Source organism: Neptunicella sp., from assembly GCF_048268085.1.
In the GTDB taxonomy this organism is placed as follows: Bacteria; Pseudomonadota; Gammaproteobacteria; order Enterobacterales; family Alteromonadaceae; genus Neptunicella.
Genome location: NZ_JBLWWF010000008.1, coordinates 115,499 through 132,601, shown reverse-complemented (window position 1 = coordinate 132,601; position 17,103 = coordinate 115,499). Strand labels below are relative to the sequence as shown.

Below are 17,103 nucleotides of genomic sequence, written 5' to 3'. Positions count from 1 at the left end.
AAAATTTCGTCACCGAGTCAGGATTAGTTTAAATACGGTTCTATGCATATTTGTAAATATTTGAATTATAAACATAATTTAAATTCAAACGACACTTCTTATCCAGAGTTCAGGTTAAGTGAGTTATTGTGACATATAACCTTTGGTCAAACCTAACCGTATTTGTCATCGGCCACAAAAGGGTTGGTACGGCGTTCTTGACCAAAAGTGGATGTTGGCCCATGACCGGGATAGAAAGTGACGTCATCCCCTAATGGAAACAATTTTTCGCGAATCGAGTTAACTAACTGCTGATGATTTCCCTGTGGGAAATCACTGCGCCCGATGGAACCGTTAAATAACACATCTCCGACAATGGCCTGTTGGCTGACTGGCTCGAAAAACACCACATGGCCGGGTGTGTGACCGGGACAATGAAGTACGTTCAGTTCGAGTGTTCCCACTTTAACGTTGTCACCATCATTCAGCCATTGATTGGGGCGAAAAGGGCGAATATCACCAAAACCAAACATTTTGCTTTGTTTATCTAACCCCTGTAACCAAAAATCGTCGGCTTGATGAGGGCCGATAACCGGTACATCAAGTTGGCGGGCTAATGCTGTGGTGCCGCCCACATGATCAAGGTGGCCATGGGTTAATAAAATTTGGCTGACCACAATGTTATGTTGTTCAATTTGCTGGATGATTTTTTCAATATCGCCCCCGGGATCGACCACTGCACCTTGCTGATTATCGGGATCCCAGATCAGGGAACAATTTTGTTGGAAGGGGGTGACAGGAATAACAATAACTTTCAATCTGTTAGGCTCATTTTAGGGGATTTTCACCATTATAAGATTAAGCCTGAACATTGTTTTAGCTTTTTTATCAAAAAAATCGCTACAGACGTTGCTACAAGGGCTATTTTTGGCTAATTAACTGGTGCGCGTTAAAAAAAACTTTGTTATCGTTTAGACAATACACAATTTCCTTTGGGCTGTGTGTCCATCAACGGAGCTAAAGATGCAAGACAAACCCTTTCTATTAAGTGGCAGAAATACAATAATCCACAAAGTAAGGAAATTCGACCTGTTAATTTTAAATGGTGATGATTACCCACCCGTATTAGTCACCCATAAAGGTTTGAAAGAATACACAGGGCAAATACCAGATAACAAACGCGATGCCAAAATGCTGGATATGGAACTGATTGATGTCACATTAGGTGAAATCTTCAGTGATGAAAAAGTACTAATCTTTGTGCAGACCATTAACGGCAAAGAATATAAAGTGGATTACAGTAAAATCGGAACACCACAATTTATTACCGTACATCAAGATAGTTTATTTTAGTTTCCCGTTAAGCCCCGTCAGGGGCTTTATTTTTTTGACCTGAATTTTTATCCCCTCATTCGTCATTTTTATCCCATTAGCTGATAACGCGACTAGTCTGACGCTAGACTGTGCGTGCCTTACCCTGTTTACATAATGATAAAATATGCAAATCGACTGTTTCGTTGATTTCAGCACACCAACTGTCAGTTTCATCCCTCATTCCCCAGTTTTATTGAACTTCTTGTTAGGTTGCCTAATCACCCATCTGCTTGAGCAGTGGGCGATAACCAATACCTAAAACTAGATTCGGGAAATTCCATGAAAAATAACACATTCAAGACCAGCCTATGCGCAATGGCTGTGGCGGGAGTATTGAGTTCCGGTGCTGCATTCGCAGCAGACAATACTTCAGGTACTATTCAGGGTACGGTTGCAACCGCAACTGCCAATACTTATCAGAAATATCATGTAGAGATTGCTAACCCAACGACCGGTTTTAAAAAATCCATTAGCATCAGTGCAAATGGTGATTATCGCCTACCTAAATTAAGTGCCGGTACCTACACAGTAAGAATTTTTGAAGGTGATGCGGTTAAGCTGGAACGTAACGTTAACGTTGAAATCAGCCGCGACACTGTAGTTAATTTAAAAAATGATGTTGAACGTATCGCGGTAACTGGCCGCAGTATTTATCTGGATACGAGTTCTGCCGAAGCCGGTCTGAATATTTCAGCTGAAAGTCTGGCTAAAATCCCTGTTCCTCGTGACGTGACCAGTGTTGCTATGTTGGCACCAGGCGTGACCTTGGGTGACACCTCTTTTGGTGATACCGGTCAAACATTTGCTTCTTTCGGTGGCGCTTCTGTTGCTGAAAATGCTTTTTATATTAATGGTTTGAACGTAACTAACTTCCGTAATGGTCTGGGTGGAAGCGGTATTCCGTTTGAATTTTATGACAGCTTTGAAGTCAAAACCGGTGGTTACTCAGCTGAGTTTGGTCGTTCTACCGGTGGTGTGGTTAACGCCGTAACTAAACGTGGTACCAATGATTTCCATGCTGGTGCATCAGCTTATTTTGAGCCTAACAGCCTTAGTGATCATGCTCCTAATGTTCAGTATCGTGATGGTACTGTGTACATTAATAATGAAAATGATTACAGACAAAATATGGAAGCCAACATCTATGCCAGTGGCGCCATTATTGAAGATAAAGTCTTTTTCTACGGTTTATATACTGCACGTAATATCAAGCAAGAAGGTCAACTGGCCGGTTCTAACCAGATTGATCAATATCAATCAGATGACCCTTTCTGGGGTGCTAAAGTTGATTGGCAAATCAATGAAAACCACTCTTTAGCATTAACTGCTTTCTCTGATGAAACGACCAACCCGACTCATAGTTATGATTTGGATGGTAACTTGAAAGGGGTAACAGAAGAGTCTCGCGGTGGTAAAAACTACATCGTTAACTATAAAGGTTATCTGACTGACACCTTCTCTATGTCAGCTTTGTACGGTGTGAACAAATACTCACTGACCACTGAGTCTGATGCCGATGCAAACTGCCCACTAACGGTTGATGCACGTGAAGAAGCGTCTACTGTTTATCCGGGTTGCTGGGTCAACCAGATTGCCGAAAAAGGTGATGATGAGCGTAAAGCGATGCGGGTTGACTTTGAATGGCAACTTGACGATCACTTGATTCGCTTCGGTTATGACCGTGAAGAGAATACCTCATTCACTGAACAACACTACTCTGGCGGAGCTTATTACCGCTATATGGACGTTGAAGCCGGTTCTGAGTTGAATAACGGCGGTATTGTGCCAAATGGCGTTGATCAGGTTCTTCGTATCCGTAAGCTGGACAACATCGGTAACTTCGAAACACTATCAAGTGCTTACTATCTGGAAGATACCTGGAATGCCACTGATGAGTTAACAGTGAGCGCGGGTATTCGTAATGAAACCTTCGATAATAAAAACGTATACGGTGAATCATTCATCAAAGTCCAAAATCAATGGGCACCACGTTTAGGTATTATCTGGGACGTAAACGGTGACGGTAATTCACGTTTATACGGAAACTTTGGTCGTTACTATTTACCAGTAGCGAACAACACTAACGTACGTTTGGCGGGTGCTGAAGACGATCGTTCTCGTTTCTACGTTCTTGATGACGTCGATGCCGATGGTTTGCCAGTATATAATCCTGCCAATGAAATTGGTGATGAGCTGATCAACTCCAACGGTGAAGTGAAAGATCCGTTACAAATCGTTGACCAAACAATTAAGCCAATGTACCAGGATGAATATATCCTGGGTTATGAAACTGTTGTGGCTGATGACTGGTCAATGGGTGTGCGTGCTATTTATCGTGACCTTAAAGTTGCAATGGATGACATCTGTAATATTGATGATGTTATGGTCGCTAAAGGCTATCCGAATAACAACACTGGTTGTGTGTTGACTAACCCGGGTACCGATATGGAAGTGTCATATACTGATGCTGACGGTAATCTGGTTCCTGTTAGTATTGCTGCGGATGAGCTGGGCTTTGAAGAAGCGAATCGTCAGTACATGGCATTCGAATATAACTTTGCCAAAAACTGGGATGGTGTATGGTCATTACAAGGTTCTTATGTATGGTCTCACTCTTGGGGTAACGCTGAAGGTTACGTTAAGTCAGATAACGGACAAGACGACGCTGGTTTGACTCAGGACTTTGACTTACCTGAATTGATGGACGGTGCTTACGGTAACCTTCCAAACGATCGTCGTCATACGGTTAAAATCTTTGGTTCTTATGCCATTAACGATCAGTGGTTGTTGGGTGTGAACTTTATGCTGCAATCTGGCCGTCCGGTTAATGGTTATGGTGTAGGCCATCCAAACGGCACGCCTGATTACGGTGACACCTTCTATTTGGATGGTGAAAACTTTGTGCCTCGTGGTACTTTTGGACGCACTGACTGGATAAGCAAAGTTGATATGTCTTTGCAATACACGCCTGAATGGGATGTGGCAGACATTTCTTTCCGCGCGGACGTATTCAACCTGTTCAATCAGGCTAGTGTAACGCAGGTTTATGAAGTGGCTGAGCAAAGTGTTGGTGTGGAAGATCGCAAGTTCTTGTTACCGACTGCTTATCAGACACCACGTAGCATCCGTTTGAGTGCTAGCATCCGCTTCTAAACCAGCGGTTTGTTATCAGGATAAAACCGGCAACTCTGATTTTGTTGGTTTTATCCCTCCAAATAAGCGTTTCGTCACAACACGCTTACGAGGAAGGAATTAGCGGTTACCATTAGGTTGTCGGCTTGATAACCCGACCAATACAAATTTATTTATATATGTATTGAACCCTGGAATTTATAGCTGCGTCAATTGACGCAGCTTTTTTTTACCTCAAAATCACAAACTGTTTACTTGCCTTAAACAGGATTGGTGATTGGTCTTGTTAAACTGCTTTTTAGTCTCTTTCGAGCTGACATCCTGTTTTCGCTGCCTTATATTCTCCCCCTCACAATTTGCATCGGAGTCTACATGTATCAGTGTATTGTCGTTGATGATGAACCTCTGGCCCGCCAACGGGTCGTCGGCTTTATCGAGCAGCATCCAGGATGGCAAGTCGTTGCACAAGCATCAGAGTATAACGAAGCAAAGGAATTGTTAATTAAGCACCAGCCACACGCTTGTTTTATGGATATTGATATTATCGGTGGCAGTGGCTTGGAACTGGCTCATGAACTAGCTGATAAACTCAGCTGTCAATGGATCTTTAGCACCGCCTATAGCGATTTCGCCATCAAGGCTTTCGAAATGGAAGCGGTTGATTATTTGTTAAAACCTTTTGAAAGTCATCGCGTCACCAGTGCCTTAAGTAAAGTAGAGAAAAAATTGCACAATCGAGCCATGAATCGCCCCGATGTTTTGGCGATTAAGTCGATTGGCTCAGTTGAGTTTGTTAACGTTGAAGAGATATTTTGGGTAAAAGGTTCATCCAATTATGTTGAGTTGCATTGTCAGGACAAAGTGTTGTTGCATCGTGAAACGTTGTCCAAACTAGAATTACAGCTTAATCCGAAAAAGTTTGTTCGGGTGCATCGTTCTTCGATGGTCAATTTGCAGCGGGTGAAAAGCCTTAGTAGCGAATTGGGCCGTTATTCCTTGTTGCATTTAAGTAATGGCGATGAAGTCAAAATCAGCTCTGCGTATAAAAATAATTTATTTGGCCGTTTAGGTTTGGATTTGAATTAGGGAAAATGTCCGTCGATGAAAGTTAATCCAATACATAATCAGCAGACTCAGTTGCCATTGCCTGACAACACCCAGCAGAAGCCCTCTTTCTGGGTGTTACATGGCTTAGGCTGGCTGTTTTACGTATTGATTTTAACCCTCGACAATGTTGCCTTTATTGGCAGTGACAAGTTGGACAATGATCTGGTGATTTTCCCCTTACTGATCAGCGGAATATTGGCCTTCTGGTTAACCTTGCCACTGCGTTATATTTATTGCCGTTTATGGAGCCTAAAACCCTTTAGTCTGTTTTTTACGGTGGCACTAACCAGCTTGTTGGTGGCGGCCATCTGGACACCATTGAAAAACATGGTGATCTGGAGTTGGGAAGATCACTACTCGATATTACTGGTACTGCAAGGCCAATTTGACGCTGAACATGAGCCTGCTCGATTATTTATGACCATTAGCTATGCATTTTTTATGGTGATGGTATGGAGTAGTTTGTATTTTGGCATTAATTATCATTTCCGTCTGGTGAGTGAAAAGGAGCAGCATTTTCGGGCGGTGATGTTGTCACACAACGCGCAAATTAAAATGTTGCGTTACCAGATTAACCCTCATTTTTTGTTTAATACACTTAATGCGATATCGACGTTGGTAATACAAGGAAGTAAAGAAAAAGCCAATGATATGCTTATTCGCCTTGCGACTTTCTTTCGTTATTCATTGGACAATGATCCGGAAAAGAAAATTACCTTGCGTGAGGAGCTCGAAGCATTACGTTTGTATCTGGATATTGAAAAGACCCGTTTTGAAGATCGTTTAACGGTGTATTTTGATGTTCAATCTGATGCAGAAAAACTGTTAGTTCCCAGTCTTATTATTCAGCCATTAGTGGAAAACTCGATAAAATACGCGATTACCAAAATGAAAAGCGGCGGAGAAATCCGTATTACGGCAGGTTGTGAGGACGGCCATTTAACTATTCAGGTCGCCGACAACGGACCTTTTCGCTGTTTTAGTCAGCTGGCTGAGAAAAGTCAGGGAATCGGTTTGCGCAATATTGAAGAGCGACTTAAGGTGATCTATCCACAGCATCATCAATTTGAATTGAGCGTAGCGCAACCGCAGGGGTTTGTGGTGACAATGCAATTGCCCATTGAGATTGGAGTATCCATTCCGGTATAAACCCGTTCGTTAATATCATCTTCTATTCTATTATTTTCTTCACTGATCACATTCTTTGCCGATACGTAGATAAGACGTTTATTCTCAATAAGTTAATTCTATTGGGAAAGTATCAAATTTACTGCTATTTATAGGGAAACCATACCCTGATTCTAAGGACTGTTCCTGTATGTTTTCGGTATTAATTTGTGATGATTCACTGGTGGCGCGTAAGCAGGTAGCGAAAAGCTTACCCGAAGACTGGGATGTTGCAGTACATTTTGCCAAAAATGGTCAGGAAGGTATTACCGCCTTGCAAGAAGGCAAAGGGCAGCTTTTATTACTGGATTTAAATATGCCGGTAATGGATGGTTATCAGGTATTAGAGCAGATCCAGACCTTGGGGTTGGATACCCGAACTATCGTTATTTCCGGTGATATTCAACCGGAAGCCCATCAACGGGTCAAAAAGCTCGGTGCACTTGATTTTATTGAAAAGCCGGTCAAAGCCGACATGCTGGAAAAGGTGTTGGCAAAGTATCAAATTCATACCGAGGTTGAGCTGCCAGCACGACAAGAAATTCAGCGCCTCGATCCAAAAATCCGTGACTGTTATCAAGAAATTGCCAATATTGCCATGGGGCAGGCGGGAGACAATCTGGCACGCTTGCTTAATGTGTTCGTTAAGTTGCCTATTCCTAATGTAAACCTTATTGAAGTATCCGAGTTATTGATGCTGTTACAGGATATCGAAGACGAAGATTCAGTCTCGGGTATTTGCCAGGGGTTTGTCGGCCCGGGAGTCTGTGGTGAAGCATTATTTATTCTGAGTGATTCCAGCTTTGGTGATGTGGCTAAAATACTGGATATTAAGGAAGAAGTGGACGATCAGGTACAACTGGAGATGCTGATGGATGCCGCCAATATTTTAATTGGTTCGTTCCTAAATGGATTTGCTACCCAGTTAGATATGCATTTCAGCCAAGGACATCCGGTGGTACTGGGGCAGCATTGTAATATCTCAGATTTAATTTCTACCAATAAAGCGCGTTGGCGCAAGACTTTGGCGATTGAACTCAGTTACGGTTTGGAAGGGTACAATGTGCAATGTGATTTGGTATTACTGGTGACCGAAGAGTCAATGAAGATCATGAATCACAAGTTATCCCATTGGCTAGAGGAATGAGTTGATGAGTGCTGATGCGTTAAATGAATTAACTGAATTTCATTGGATGATGGATATGCTGCAAACCGTCGATGTGGGGTTGGTGGTGTTGGATAAATCCTATTCAGTCAAACTATGGAACGGTTTTATGGAAAGCCACAGTGGCCTGTTGCCCAGCGATGTTCGCGATAAGTCATTATTTGAATTGTTTCCGGATATCGATCAAATCTGGTTCGCCAAAAAAGCCAGGCCGGTTTTTGAACTGAAAAATCGGGCTTTTATGATTTGGGAACAACGCCCCTATTTATTTAAATTTCCTAATTATCGTCCCATTACCGGTAGTGAGGACTTTATGTACCAGAATATTACCTTGTCACCACTGACCAGCACCACGGGCAAGGTCGACAATATGTGTATGATGGTTTACGACGTAACCGATATTGCTGCAGGTAAAAAAATGCTCGAAGTAGCGCAAGTCACCTTAAGTGAAATGCAGGAGCGTGACAGCGGAAAATAACCAGAACCCTGTGTGAAGCAACTTTATGTGACATTCCAACCAAGGTTTCAGTTAAGCATTTCAATTTGAATACGATAACTAACTAAGATTATTTTCTGGAAAGGATTAGGTTGAAGTAGTTATGTTGAAGTTTATTTGTCGCGGCCTAATTGTTTTGGTTAATTGTATCGTCCTAGCCGCCTGTTCAGGTGATAAATTACTCAGTAGTGATACGGTTGAACCTCCACCACAATCCCTCATCAGCATCGTCGCGATGGATGACTTCTCTATTAGCGAAGGCGTCAGTGCATCATTGACTGCAACGGCTAATGGTCAAACGACAGAATTAAGTTACGCTTGGACTGTTACGCCTGAACTTGATATTAATCAGGCTGATAGTAGTGCAGCGGATGCCAGTTTTATTGCCCCTGCTACCACCGAATCCGTCACGTATCGTTTTACTGTTACAGTAACCGATGGCAATGGGAATGTGGCGAGTGATCAAGTGGACGTCGACGTTCTGCCAGTTAATAGCTCCCCCGAAGCTGTTATTGGTGTTAATCAGATGGATGGTTTTGACTCGCATCAATTTCCAGCCGGAGCAAGTATTGTGCTGGATGGCAGCGCTAGTCAGGATCCTGATAATACCTTGGATGACAATCCGATAGCCAATTGGCGATGGCAACAAATCAGCGGTGTGGATGTGTTACAGGGATTAAGTCTGGATGGTGATAGTCTTAGTTTTACCGCACCGGTGCGAGATCCGGCCACCGAACTGGTTTTCTCGCTGACCGTCACCGATGTTGAAGGTGCCACCGATACAACTCAAATAACCTTAAACGTATTGGCTGCCAGCGATACTCTGCCTGAAGTGGATGCGGGAGTGAATAATACCGTCGTCAGTGGTGAATCAATTTTGTTGGCGGGAACGGCCGCTAGCGTCAATTCCAACGCTTTGCCATTAGAATACCGTTGGTTAAATGATTCTTCTTTAGCCCCGTTAATTAATGCCCAAAATCAGGCGGTGACCTATGCTATTGCACCCAAAGTCTCTGCATCGAATGTGGCGACATTCACGTTGCAGGTTACTGACGCGCTTGGACATCAGGTTGAAGACAGCGTGGATGTGTTGATTATTCCTCGTCAGGTTGAACATCGCAATGATACCGGAGTGGTATTGCGTGGTAATGGTAGTAGTAATTCCACCGTGATCCAGGCGGATTATCCCGGCCAGGATGGCGATACGGGGCGCGATAGTGCCGCCAGTAATGGTTTGCTTGATAAGGCGGGCAGGGGATCACAAGGCTTTGATTTTACCCGATTGGATAACATTGGTGATGAAGTGGATGACGTCAATCAACCATGGCGCTGTGTCAGAGATAATGTCACCGGGCTGGTATGGGAGGTCAAACATCAGGGCGTTGGTTACAGTAATAATAGCTATCGTTATTCATGGTACCAGCAAACCAATAATGGTGGCGTAGACGGAACGTTAAACGGGGCAGGAACAACGTGTAATATTGCTCAATGCAATACCAGCGCTTATGTTGCGGCGATCAATGCAATAGGTCTATGTGGTTTTTATGATTGGCGGTTACCGAATCATGATGAATTGCTGTCTATTTTGCATTTAGGCAAAACCACCTCACCGTTAGTGGATACCACTTATTTTCCTTTTACGAGTGCAGGGCTGACCGCCCCCATTTGGTATTGGAGCAGTAATCCTAGTGCTGATGGTGCCGTTGATGGTGAAGCGCAAAATGCATGGGCGGTTGATTTCGCCACGGGGAACGATAACTTTTTAAATAAGTCGGTCGCGGCAAGTGTCAGATTAGTCAGGGCAGGGCGTTAATATGTTAAAAATCGCAATATTTATGATCAGCTCATTATTAACCCACACTGTTTTGGCCAGTTGTCAGAATGACATCGATGAAACCGCCCCTGAAGATAATTTTGAAATCATGGCAGGTGGACTGGTGACGGACACCACCACCCGCTTAATGTGGATGCGCTGTGCTATCGGTCAGCAATGGAATGCGGCACAAGGAAGCTGTTTGGGCGATCCTAAGCCACTTACATGGCAGCAAGCACTGCAACTGGCTTATGGTTATGTTTATCAAAATCAGACCGGCTGGCGGCTACCCAATATGAAGGAACTCAATACTATTGTAGAACGTCAATGTGTGCGGCCATCAATTAATAGTAGCATTTTCCCGAATACGCCTTCTGATGATTTCTGGACCTCAACACCGTCGATGATGGATGGACAACGAGCCTGGGTAGTGGCTTTTTTTAATGGAAGTAATTCGATTAAACAAAAAACGTTATTTCCCTATGTACGACTAGTCAGAAACGCAGACTAGCGTAGTTTTTAACCTGCTAGTCTTATTATTCTTTCTCTTCTGTATGGTTCGAGTCACAATTAGCTTAGCGTCGTGATGGAAACCCTTTAAATGTTCAAATTTGTTTTACTTTTGTTGAGTACGATTAGTTTCAGCTGTTTAGCCGAGTTTAAATGCGAGGTGGATTTGCAGCAGGGGATTCTGGTTAACCAAAACCAGATTCGGGTAATGCAGGATGATCGTACCCTGTATCAAATAAACGGTGATGATCAGCTCATTGTAAAAGGAGAATGGATTACCTTAACCGAGCAACAATCAGCCCTACTCAAAGAGCTGTCTGAAGGTATTCACTATTCTATGCCAAAAATGATTTTATTGGCGACTGAAGGGGTAGATTTGGCAATCAGTACCGTGGAAAACGTCTATTTAGGCTTGGTCGGTGAAGATCATAATAGTTATCAGCGCTTAAAAGGAGCGTTAAAACGGGTTAAACGTAAGGTAGGTAAAAAGTTTATTCATACCGAAGATTATTATTATATTGGTCCACGAGGTCTGGAAGACGTTGATTTATTGGTGGACGTGCAGATGGAAGAAGAAATTGAACATGCTATCAATACCTCATTGGGAGGAATTTTATCGGCGATTGGCGGGTTGACCAGTGACGGTGATAGCAGAATTGAAAAACGCATGGAAGATTTATCTATTCGCTTGGAAACCATGGGGGCTGAGATAGAGCGTCAAGTGGGTCCTAAAGCGCAAACTTTGCGTAAAAAAGCCAAATGGTTCTGTGAAAAAATGAAACGTTTGGATAGTGTTGAAGATCAACTTCGCGCCAGTATCCCGCAATTAGAACCTTACAATATGATTGTCACCGGGGAGTTGGCCGAGCAGACAGACTGAAAGTTGTTCAGTTGATCACAAAACCGATTATCAAGCCCTGTCACAAAGATAACCGTTTAAACCAGTGTTTGGATACTCTCAATAATGGTATTTCGCTTGGCTAATGCACCAATAAAAGATAGAATTCCAGACGTCTAAACGTCCATGGTAAGCGAAATGCAAACAACCTCTTCCGGTAAACTGGCTTTACTGCCTTTATTGACTTTTCTTTGCCTCTTTCTAGGCTCGGGTTTTTATTTCCAGTCACAAGGGGTGGAGTATGCCTTCTATCAATTGCCGGCACCGGCCGCGTTATTACCGGCTATATTATTGGCGTTCTGGTTATCCAAACAGAGTCTGAATAATACGGTAGAGCAATTTGTTAAAGGAGCCGGTCACAGCAATATCATTACCATGTGCATGATCTACTTGTTGGCAGGGGCATTTTCGGCGGTCGCTAAAGCCTCTGGCGGGGTGGATGCCACGGTGGCTATTGGATTGCAGTTAATTCCCGCGCAATTCATTTTGCCTGGACTGTTCTTAATTGCGGCATTTATTGCCACTGCCATGGGAACTTCGATGGGGACTTTAGCCGCGTTGGCACCGGTTGCCGTTGGTGTGGCAGAAAGTGCAGGTATTGCTTTACCATTAATGGCTGGCGTGTTGGTCAGTGGGGCTATTTTTGGTGACAATTTATCGATTATATCGGATACCACGATTGCGGCGACGCGCACTCAAGGCTGTGAAATGAAAGATAAATTTAAAGCCAATCTGGTGTTGGCGTTACCCGCAGCCACACTGGTTTTAATTTTACTCTTTGTGTTAGGGAAACCGGCAATATTGGAGGCAACGGAAAGTGAAAATCTGATGTTGGTAGTACCTTATCTATTGATTTTAGTGCTGGCCATTGCCGGGTTAAATGTATTTGCGGTATTAACCGTGGGAATTATTAGTAGTGCCTTGCTGGGGGTTGGGGTTGGGGACTACCAACTCGTATCTCTGGGTAAAGATATTTATGCCGGGTTCACCCAGATGCAGGAAGTGTTCATCTTGTCGTTATTGTTAGGCGGTTTATCTGAATTAATGCGTCGACAAGGCGGGCTAACCTTTTTAGTGACCAAAATCGCTCAGTTAGTTAAGGCCTCTTCGTTACCTCCCAAGCTAGGTTATTCACTAGGCATTGCTACATTGATTAGCTGTGTTAATGCTTGTGTGGCAAATAATACCGTGGCGATCATTGTAGCAGGTGATACGGCCAAAGAGTTGGCCCAGCAAGGTCAAATTGAGGCTAAACAAGCGGCCAGTCTGCTGGATATATTTGCATGTGTGTTACAGGGGATATTGCCTTACGGGGCGCAGTTATTATTGCTTGGAGCGAGTTTTTCCATTTCACCGGTAGAGGTGATTCCTTACGCCTTTTATTGCTATGTATTGGCTGTGGTGACCTTGGCCAGTTTTATTTGGCAATATTTAATGCAGCGAAAAGCCGAACCACTAGAAACGAATTAAAGAGCCAGTTTTTCTGGCTCTTTAATCAATCGGTTTAAGAGTGGTATTTAACGTAAGCTTCGAGGGTATTTTCAATCAAACTGGCAACCGTCATCGGGCCGACACCGCCCGGTACTGGTGTGATCCAGCCAGCGCGTTCACTAGCAACCGCGTATTCCACATCACCGACTAAACTGCCGTTATCGATCCGGTTAATGCCGACATCGATGACTATCGCACCAGGTTTGATCCACTCACCGGGGATAAATTCGGCTTTACCTACTGCCACTACTAATAAGTCTGCGCGGCTCACATGAGCCTGTAAATCTTTAGTGAATTTATGGCATACCGTGGTTGTACACCCGGCAATCAGTAATTCCAGACTCATTGGTCGCCCAACAATATTTGATGCGCCAACCACGACGGCATCCAAACCTTTTATCGGGCGTTTACTCGATTCAATCAGGGTCATTATTCCCTTTGGGGTACAGGGGCGAAGGGCGGGCATGCGTTCTGCCAATCGACCAATATTATAGGGATGAAAACCATCTACATCTTTTTGCGGATGAATACGCTCTAGAATTTCACTGGCATCTAGACCAGCCGGTAAGGGTAACTGCACCAAAATCCCGTCGATTTCACTATCCTGATTAAGTGTATCAATCAGCTCTAACAGTTCTTGTTGGCTGGTATTAGCTGGCATATCGTAAGATTTTGAAACGAAGCCGACTTCATCACAGGCACGACGTTTACTTCCAACATAAACTTGTGATGCAGGATCGCCACCCACTAACACTACAGCTAGCCCAGGAGCCCGTTTACCTGATGAAACAATGGATTTCACGTGTTCAGCAACCGTCATCCGAACTTGTTTGGCAATCAGTTTTCCATCAATAATTTGTGCTGGCATGATAGGTATTTTCTACTCGTCAATTAAAATTCAATGCGCTATTGTCACATAGTCTCGCGCAGGCAGGCAACGCAATCACCATTATCTGGCTCATTTTGTCACTAAGGTAGTCGATGATTTGTCCACATTGCTGTAAAACTGAGCATTTAAACTTTTTCCTCGAAAAAGTGTTTGACGGCCTAAAAGCAAGTGGGTAATATGCGCCTCCCATAACGGCAGAGACATCGTCGTTACTAGCTTTAAAAGGCGGTGAGTAGCGCAGTTTGGTAGCGCACTTGGTTTGGGTCCAAGGGGTCGCAGGTTCAAATCCTGTCTCACCGACCACTTGCTTAAACTGTGCAGGTGCTTCAAAATGCGCCCGTAGCTCAGCTGGATAGAGCAACGGCCTTCTAAGCCGTGGGTCGCAGGTTCGAATCCTGCCGGGCGCGCCATTGTGCGTTGCCGCAGTTCAAAGTAAACACCTCTATGGTGGGCGTAGCTCAGTTGGTAGAGCCCCGGATTGTGATTCCGGTTGTCGTGGGTTCAAGCCCCATCGTCCACCCCATTTTTTCGCGGAAGTGGTGAAATTGGTATACACGCTGGATTTAGGTTCCAGTGCCTTCGGGCGTGAGAGTTCAAGTCTCTCCTTCCGCACCATGTTTTAGATTGAATATTTTCGGTGAGTAGCGCAGTTTGGTAGCGCACTTGGTTTGGGTCCAAGGGGTCGCAGGTTCAAATCCTGTCTCACCGACCATCTTTATCTCCTGTAGCGATGTTGGTTTCTTCAGTTTAGTCTGCTCCGAAAGACGCATTTCCTGATTATTTATTGATTAATTCAGCCCTAACGGCTTTTTTTTCTGATTTCGGCTCGACTCACTTAAAACCTATCGGTATAATGTTGCGTCTTTTTTCTGGTCAAGTGTCATTCACAGCGATTGTGATATTCGGTTTAGCTTCCATTGCCTTGTGGCAATATATCTAATCCAGTAAATGAATGACTAATTTAAGCGTGTTAGCACGCATCATTGAGGTATAAGAATGCAAGTTTCAGTTGAGACGACTCAAGGTTTAGAACGCCGTCTGACTATTACGGTCGAAGCGGAAAATATTGATTCCGCGGTTAAAGCACGTTTGCAACAATTAGCAAAAACTCAACGTATTAATGGTTTCCGTCCGGGTAAAGTACCGGTCAAGGTAATTCAAAAGCGTTATGGTGAAGCCGTTCGTCAGGAAGTCTCTGGTGAAGTCATGCAACGTAACTTTTATCAAGCCATTATGCAGGAAAAGTTGACTCCAGCCGGTGCACCTACTTTTGAACTGAAAAAAGATGTGGACGGTGAGAGTCTGGAATTTGTTGCCTCTTTTGAAGTTTATCCTGAAGTTGAATTAAAAGATTTAGACACCATCAAAGTTGAAAAACCCGTTGTTAAAATCAACGCTGATGACGTTAAAAACATGATGGAAACTTTGCGTAAACAGCATGCTAGCTGGAGCGAAGTAAAACGCGCTGCAAAAGAAGATGATCAAGTGACCATCGATTTTGTTGGTACCATTGACGGTGAAGAGTTTGAAGGTGGAAAAGCCGAAGACTTCACTTTGGAAATGGGTAAAGGTCGCATGATCCCTGGATTTGAAGAAGGTATCGTCGGCACCAAAGCGGGTAAAGAAGTCACTGTAGAAGTGAATTTCCCTGATGACTACCATGCAGAAAAATTAAAGGGTAAAGCGGCCAGCTTCACTATTACAGTGAAGAAAGTTGAAGCGTTAAACTTGCCAAAACTGGACGACGAATTTGCTAAATTATTCGGTGTAGAAGACGGCGGTGTTAAAGAGTTGAAAGCGGAAGTCCGTAAGAATATGGATCGCGAATTAACGCAAAACCTGAAAGCCCGTATTAAAGAGCAAGTCTTAACCGGTTTGTTAAATGCCAATAAGGTAGATGTACCAAAAGCATTGATTGAGCAAGAAATTGATGTACTGCGCCAGCAAGCCATTCAGCGTTTTGGTGCTCAGCAAGGCGGTAACATGCCTGAATTACCTGCGGATCTGTTTAAAGAAAATGCAGAGCGTCGCGTTAGCATCGGTTTATTGCTAGGTGAAGTGATCAAGCAAAACGAATTGAAAGTGGATAGCGCTCGTGTAGACAGCATGATTGAAACGGCTGCCTCTGCTTACGAAGATCCACAAGAAGTTATTGAATACTACAAGTCAAATAAAGAAATGATGCAACAAATGCAAAATGTTGCCTTAGAAGATCAAGCTATCGATTTAATCCTTGAGTCTGCTCAAGTGACTGAAGTTGAAACGCCATTTGATGAGATCATGAACAAACAGGCTTAATTTATCGCTTGTTCGTTGACTTCTGTAGTCAGCAACTGATTAAATGCTCGGTAATCCCCGGGCATTTTTTTTGCCAGTCATTTTTGTAAATACGGATAAACGACATTGAATATGATGCAGAATAATTCTTTTGAACCACAAGACGCGTTAGTTCCTATGGTTGTTGAACAAACAGCTAAGGGCGAGCGCTCCTATGATATTTATTCCCGATTATTAAAAGAGCGCGTTATCTTTATGGTCGGTCAGGTGGAAGATCACATGGCCAACCTTATTGTTGCTCAGATGTTGTTCCTTGAGTCTGAAAATCCCGATCAAGATATATTCTTGTATATTAATTCTCCTGGTGGCTCGGTTACGGCCGGAATGGCAATTTATGATACAATGAACTTTATTAAGCCTAATGTTAGTACCGTTTGCGTGGGACAAGCAGCCAGCATGGGAGCATTTTTGCTTTCAGGTGGTGAAAAAGGCAAACGTTATTGTCTACCCAATGCACGGGTCATGATCCATCAACCATTAGGCGGTTTTCAGGGACAAGCATCGGATTTTGAAATCCATGCCAGAGAAATACTGTCTATTAAAGAGAAACTGAATCGCTTGATCGCCGGTCATACCGGTCAGGACTATGAAATTGTTGCTCGCGACACAGATCGTGATAATTTTATGAGTGCTGAAGATGCAGTTAATTACGGTTTGGTCGATAGTGTATTAACTAGTCGTCTAGATAAGTAGACTTTAAATCACCAAAGTCTGACTAAATGATGTTGGGATAGTCCCATATTTA

The 17,103-nt window shown here is 43.5% G+C and carries 14 protein-coding genes and 5 tRNA genes; 17 read left to right on the top strand and 2 right to left on the bottom strand.

Annotated elements, in window-relative coordinates:
• Positions 1-152: 152 nt before the first annotated feature.
• Complete coding sequence (locus ACTD55_RS08790; protein ID WP_438863948.1) at positions 153-797, bottom strand: MBL fold metallo-hydrolase; 645 nt, start codon at positions 795-797, stop codon at positions 153-155.
• A 205-nt stretch (positions 798-1,002) separates the two neighbouring features.
• Here ACTD55_RS08790 and ACTD55_RS08785 point away from each other — a divergent pair, with 205 nt between their 5' ends.
• The 10 genes from ACTD55_RS08785 (at position 1,003) to ACTD55_RS08740 (ending at position 13,111) form a co-directional block, all read left to right on the top strand.
• A complete protein-coding gene (locus tag ACTD55_RS08785) occupies positions 1,003-1,332 on the top strand; it encodes a hypothetical protein (protein WP_438863947.1) in 330 nt (109 codons plus the stop codon).
• Positions 1,333-1,632: 300 nt separating this feature from the next.
• The gene (locus ACTD55_RS08780) at positions 1,633-4,506 is read left to right on the top strand and encodes a TonB-dependent receptor (protein ID WP_438863946.1); all 2,874 of its coding nucleotides are present in this window, start codon (positions 1,633-1,635) and stop codon (positions 4,504-4,506) included.
• 351 nt (positions 4,507-4,857) lie between these two features.
• Entirely contained in the window at positions 4,858-5,571 is a 714-nt protein-coding gene (locus tag ACTD55_RS08775) for a LytR/AlgR family response regulator transcription factor (RefSeq protein ID WP_438863945.1), read from the top strand.
• A 15-nt stretch (positions 5,572-5,586) separates the two neighbouring features.
• Complete coding sequence (locus tag ACTD55_RS08770) at positions 5,587-6,741, top strand: sensor histidine kinase (protein WP_438863944.1); 1,155 nt, start codon at positions 5,587-5,589, stop codon at positions 6,739-6,741.
• A gap of 169 nt (positions 6,742-6,910) precedes the next feature.
• Complete coding sequence (locus ACTD55_RS08765) at positions 6,911-7,906, top strand: response regulator (protein WP_438863943.1); 996 nt, start codon at positions 6,911-6,913, stop codon at positions 7,904-7,906.
• A gap of 4 nt (positions 7,907-7,910) precedes the next feature.
• Positions 7,911-8,402, top strand: coding sequence for a PAS domain-containing protein (locus ACTD55_RS08760; RefSeq protein WP_438863942.1), 492 nt, complete (start codon positions 7,911-7,913; stop codon positions 8,400-8,402).
• A gap of 121 nt (positions 8,403-8,523) precedes the next feature.
• Positions 8,524-10,233: an Lcl domain-containing protein gene (locus ACTD55_RS08755; protein WP_438863941.1), complete on the top strand. Its 1,710-nt coding sequence runs from the start codon at positions 8,524-8,526 to the stop codon at positions 10,231-10,233.
• Position 10,234: 1 nt separating this feature from the next.
• Positions 10,235-10,744 (top strand): DUF1566 domain-containing protein, encoded by a 510-nt coding sequence (locus tag ACTD55_RS08750; RefSeq protein WP_438863940.1) that lies wholly within the window; start codon positions 10,235-10,237, stop codon positions 10,742-10,744.
• A 90-nt stretch (positions 10,745-10,834) separates the two neighbouring features.
• Complete coding sequence (locus ACTD55_RS08745; RefSeq protein WP_438863939.1) at positions 10,835-11,623, top strand: DUF2884 family protein; 789 nt, start codon at positions 10,835-10,837, stop codon at positions 11,621-11,623.
• A gap of 156 nt (positions 11,624-11,779) precedes the next feature.
• A complete protein-coding gene (locus ACTD55_RS08740) occupies positions 11,780-13,111 on the top strand; it encodes a Na+/H+ antiporter NhaC family protein (RefSeq protein ID WP_438863938.1) in 1,332 nt (443 codons plus the stop codon).
• A gap of 34 nt (positions 13,112-13,145) precedes the next feature.
• Here the strand turns inward: ACTD55_RS08740 and folD are convergent, their stop codons facing one another.
• Entirely contained in the window at positions 13,146-14,000 is an 855-nt protein-coding gene (folD, locus tag ACTD55_RS08735) for a bifunctional methylenetetrahydrofolate dehydrogenase/methenyltetrahydrofolate cyclohydrolase FolD (protein ID WP_438863937.1), read from the bottom strand.
• A 247-nt stretch (positions 14,001-14,247) separates the two neighbouring features.
• On the opposite strand from folD, the gene ACTD55_RS08730 reads away from it, so the two are divergent.
• The 7 genes from ACTD55_RS08730 to clpP all read left to right on the top strand — a co-directional run bounded on the left by ACTD55_RS08730 (position 14,248) and on the right by clpP (position 17,051).
• Positions 14,248-14,324 (top strand) — tRNA-Pro (locus tag ACTD55_RS08730).
• 30 nt (positions 14,325-14,354) lie between these two features.
• A tRNA-Arg gene (locus ACTD55_RS08725) sits at positions 14,355-14,431 on the top strand.
• Positions 14,432-14,468: 37 nt separating this feature from the next.
• A tRNA-His gene (locus ACTD55_RS08720) sits at positions 14,469-14,544 on the top strand.
• A 7-nt stretch (positions 14,545-14,551) separates the two neighbouring features.
• Positions 14,552-14,636, top strand: a tRNA-Leu gene (locus ACTD55_RS08715).
• A gap of 20 nt (positions 14,637-14,656) precedes the next feature.
• Positions 14,657-14,733: transfer RNA gene (locus ACTD55_RS08710), tRNA-Pro, on the top strand.
• 284 nt (positions 14,734-15,017) lie between these two features.
• Entirely contained in the window at positions 15,018-16,319 is a 1,302-nt protein-coding gene (gene tig, locus ACTD55_RS08705) for a trigger factor (RefSeq protein ID WP_438863936.1), read from the top strand.
• Between the two features lie 114 nt (positions 16,320-16,433).
• Complete coding sequence (gene clpP / locus ACTD55_RS08700; protein WP_438863965.1) at positions 16,434-17,051, top strand: ATP-dependent Clp endopeptidase proteolytic subunit ClpP; 618 nt, start codon at positions 16,434-16,436, stop codon at positions 17,049-17,051.
• Positions 17,052-17,103: the final 52 nt, after the last annotated feature.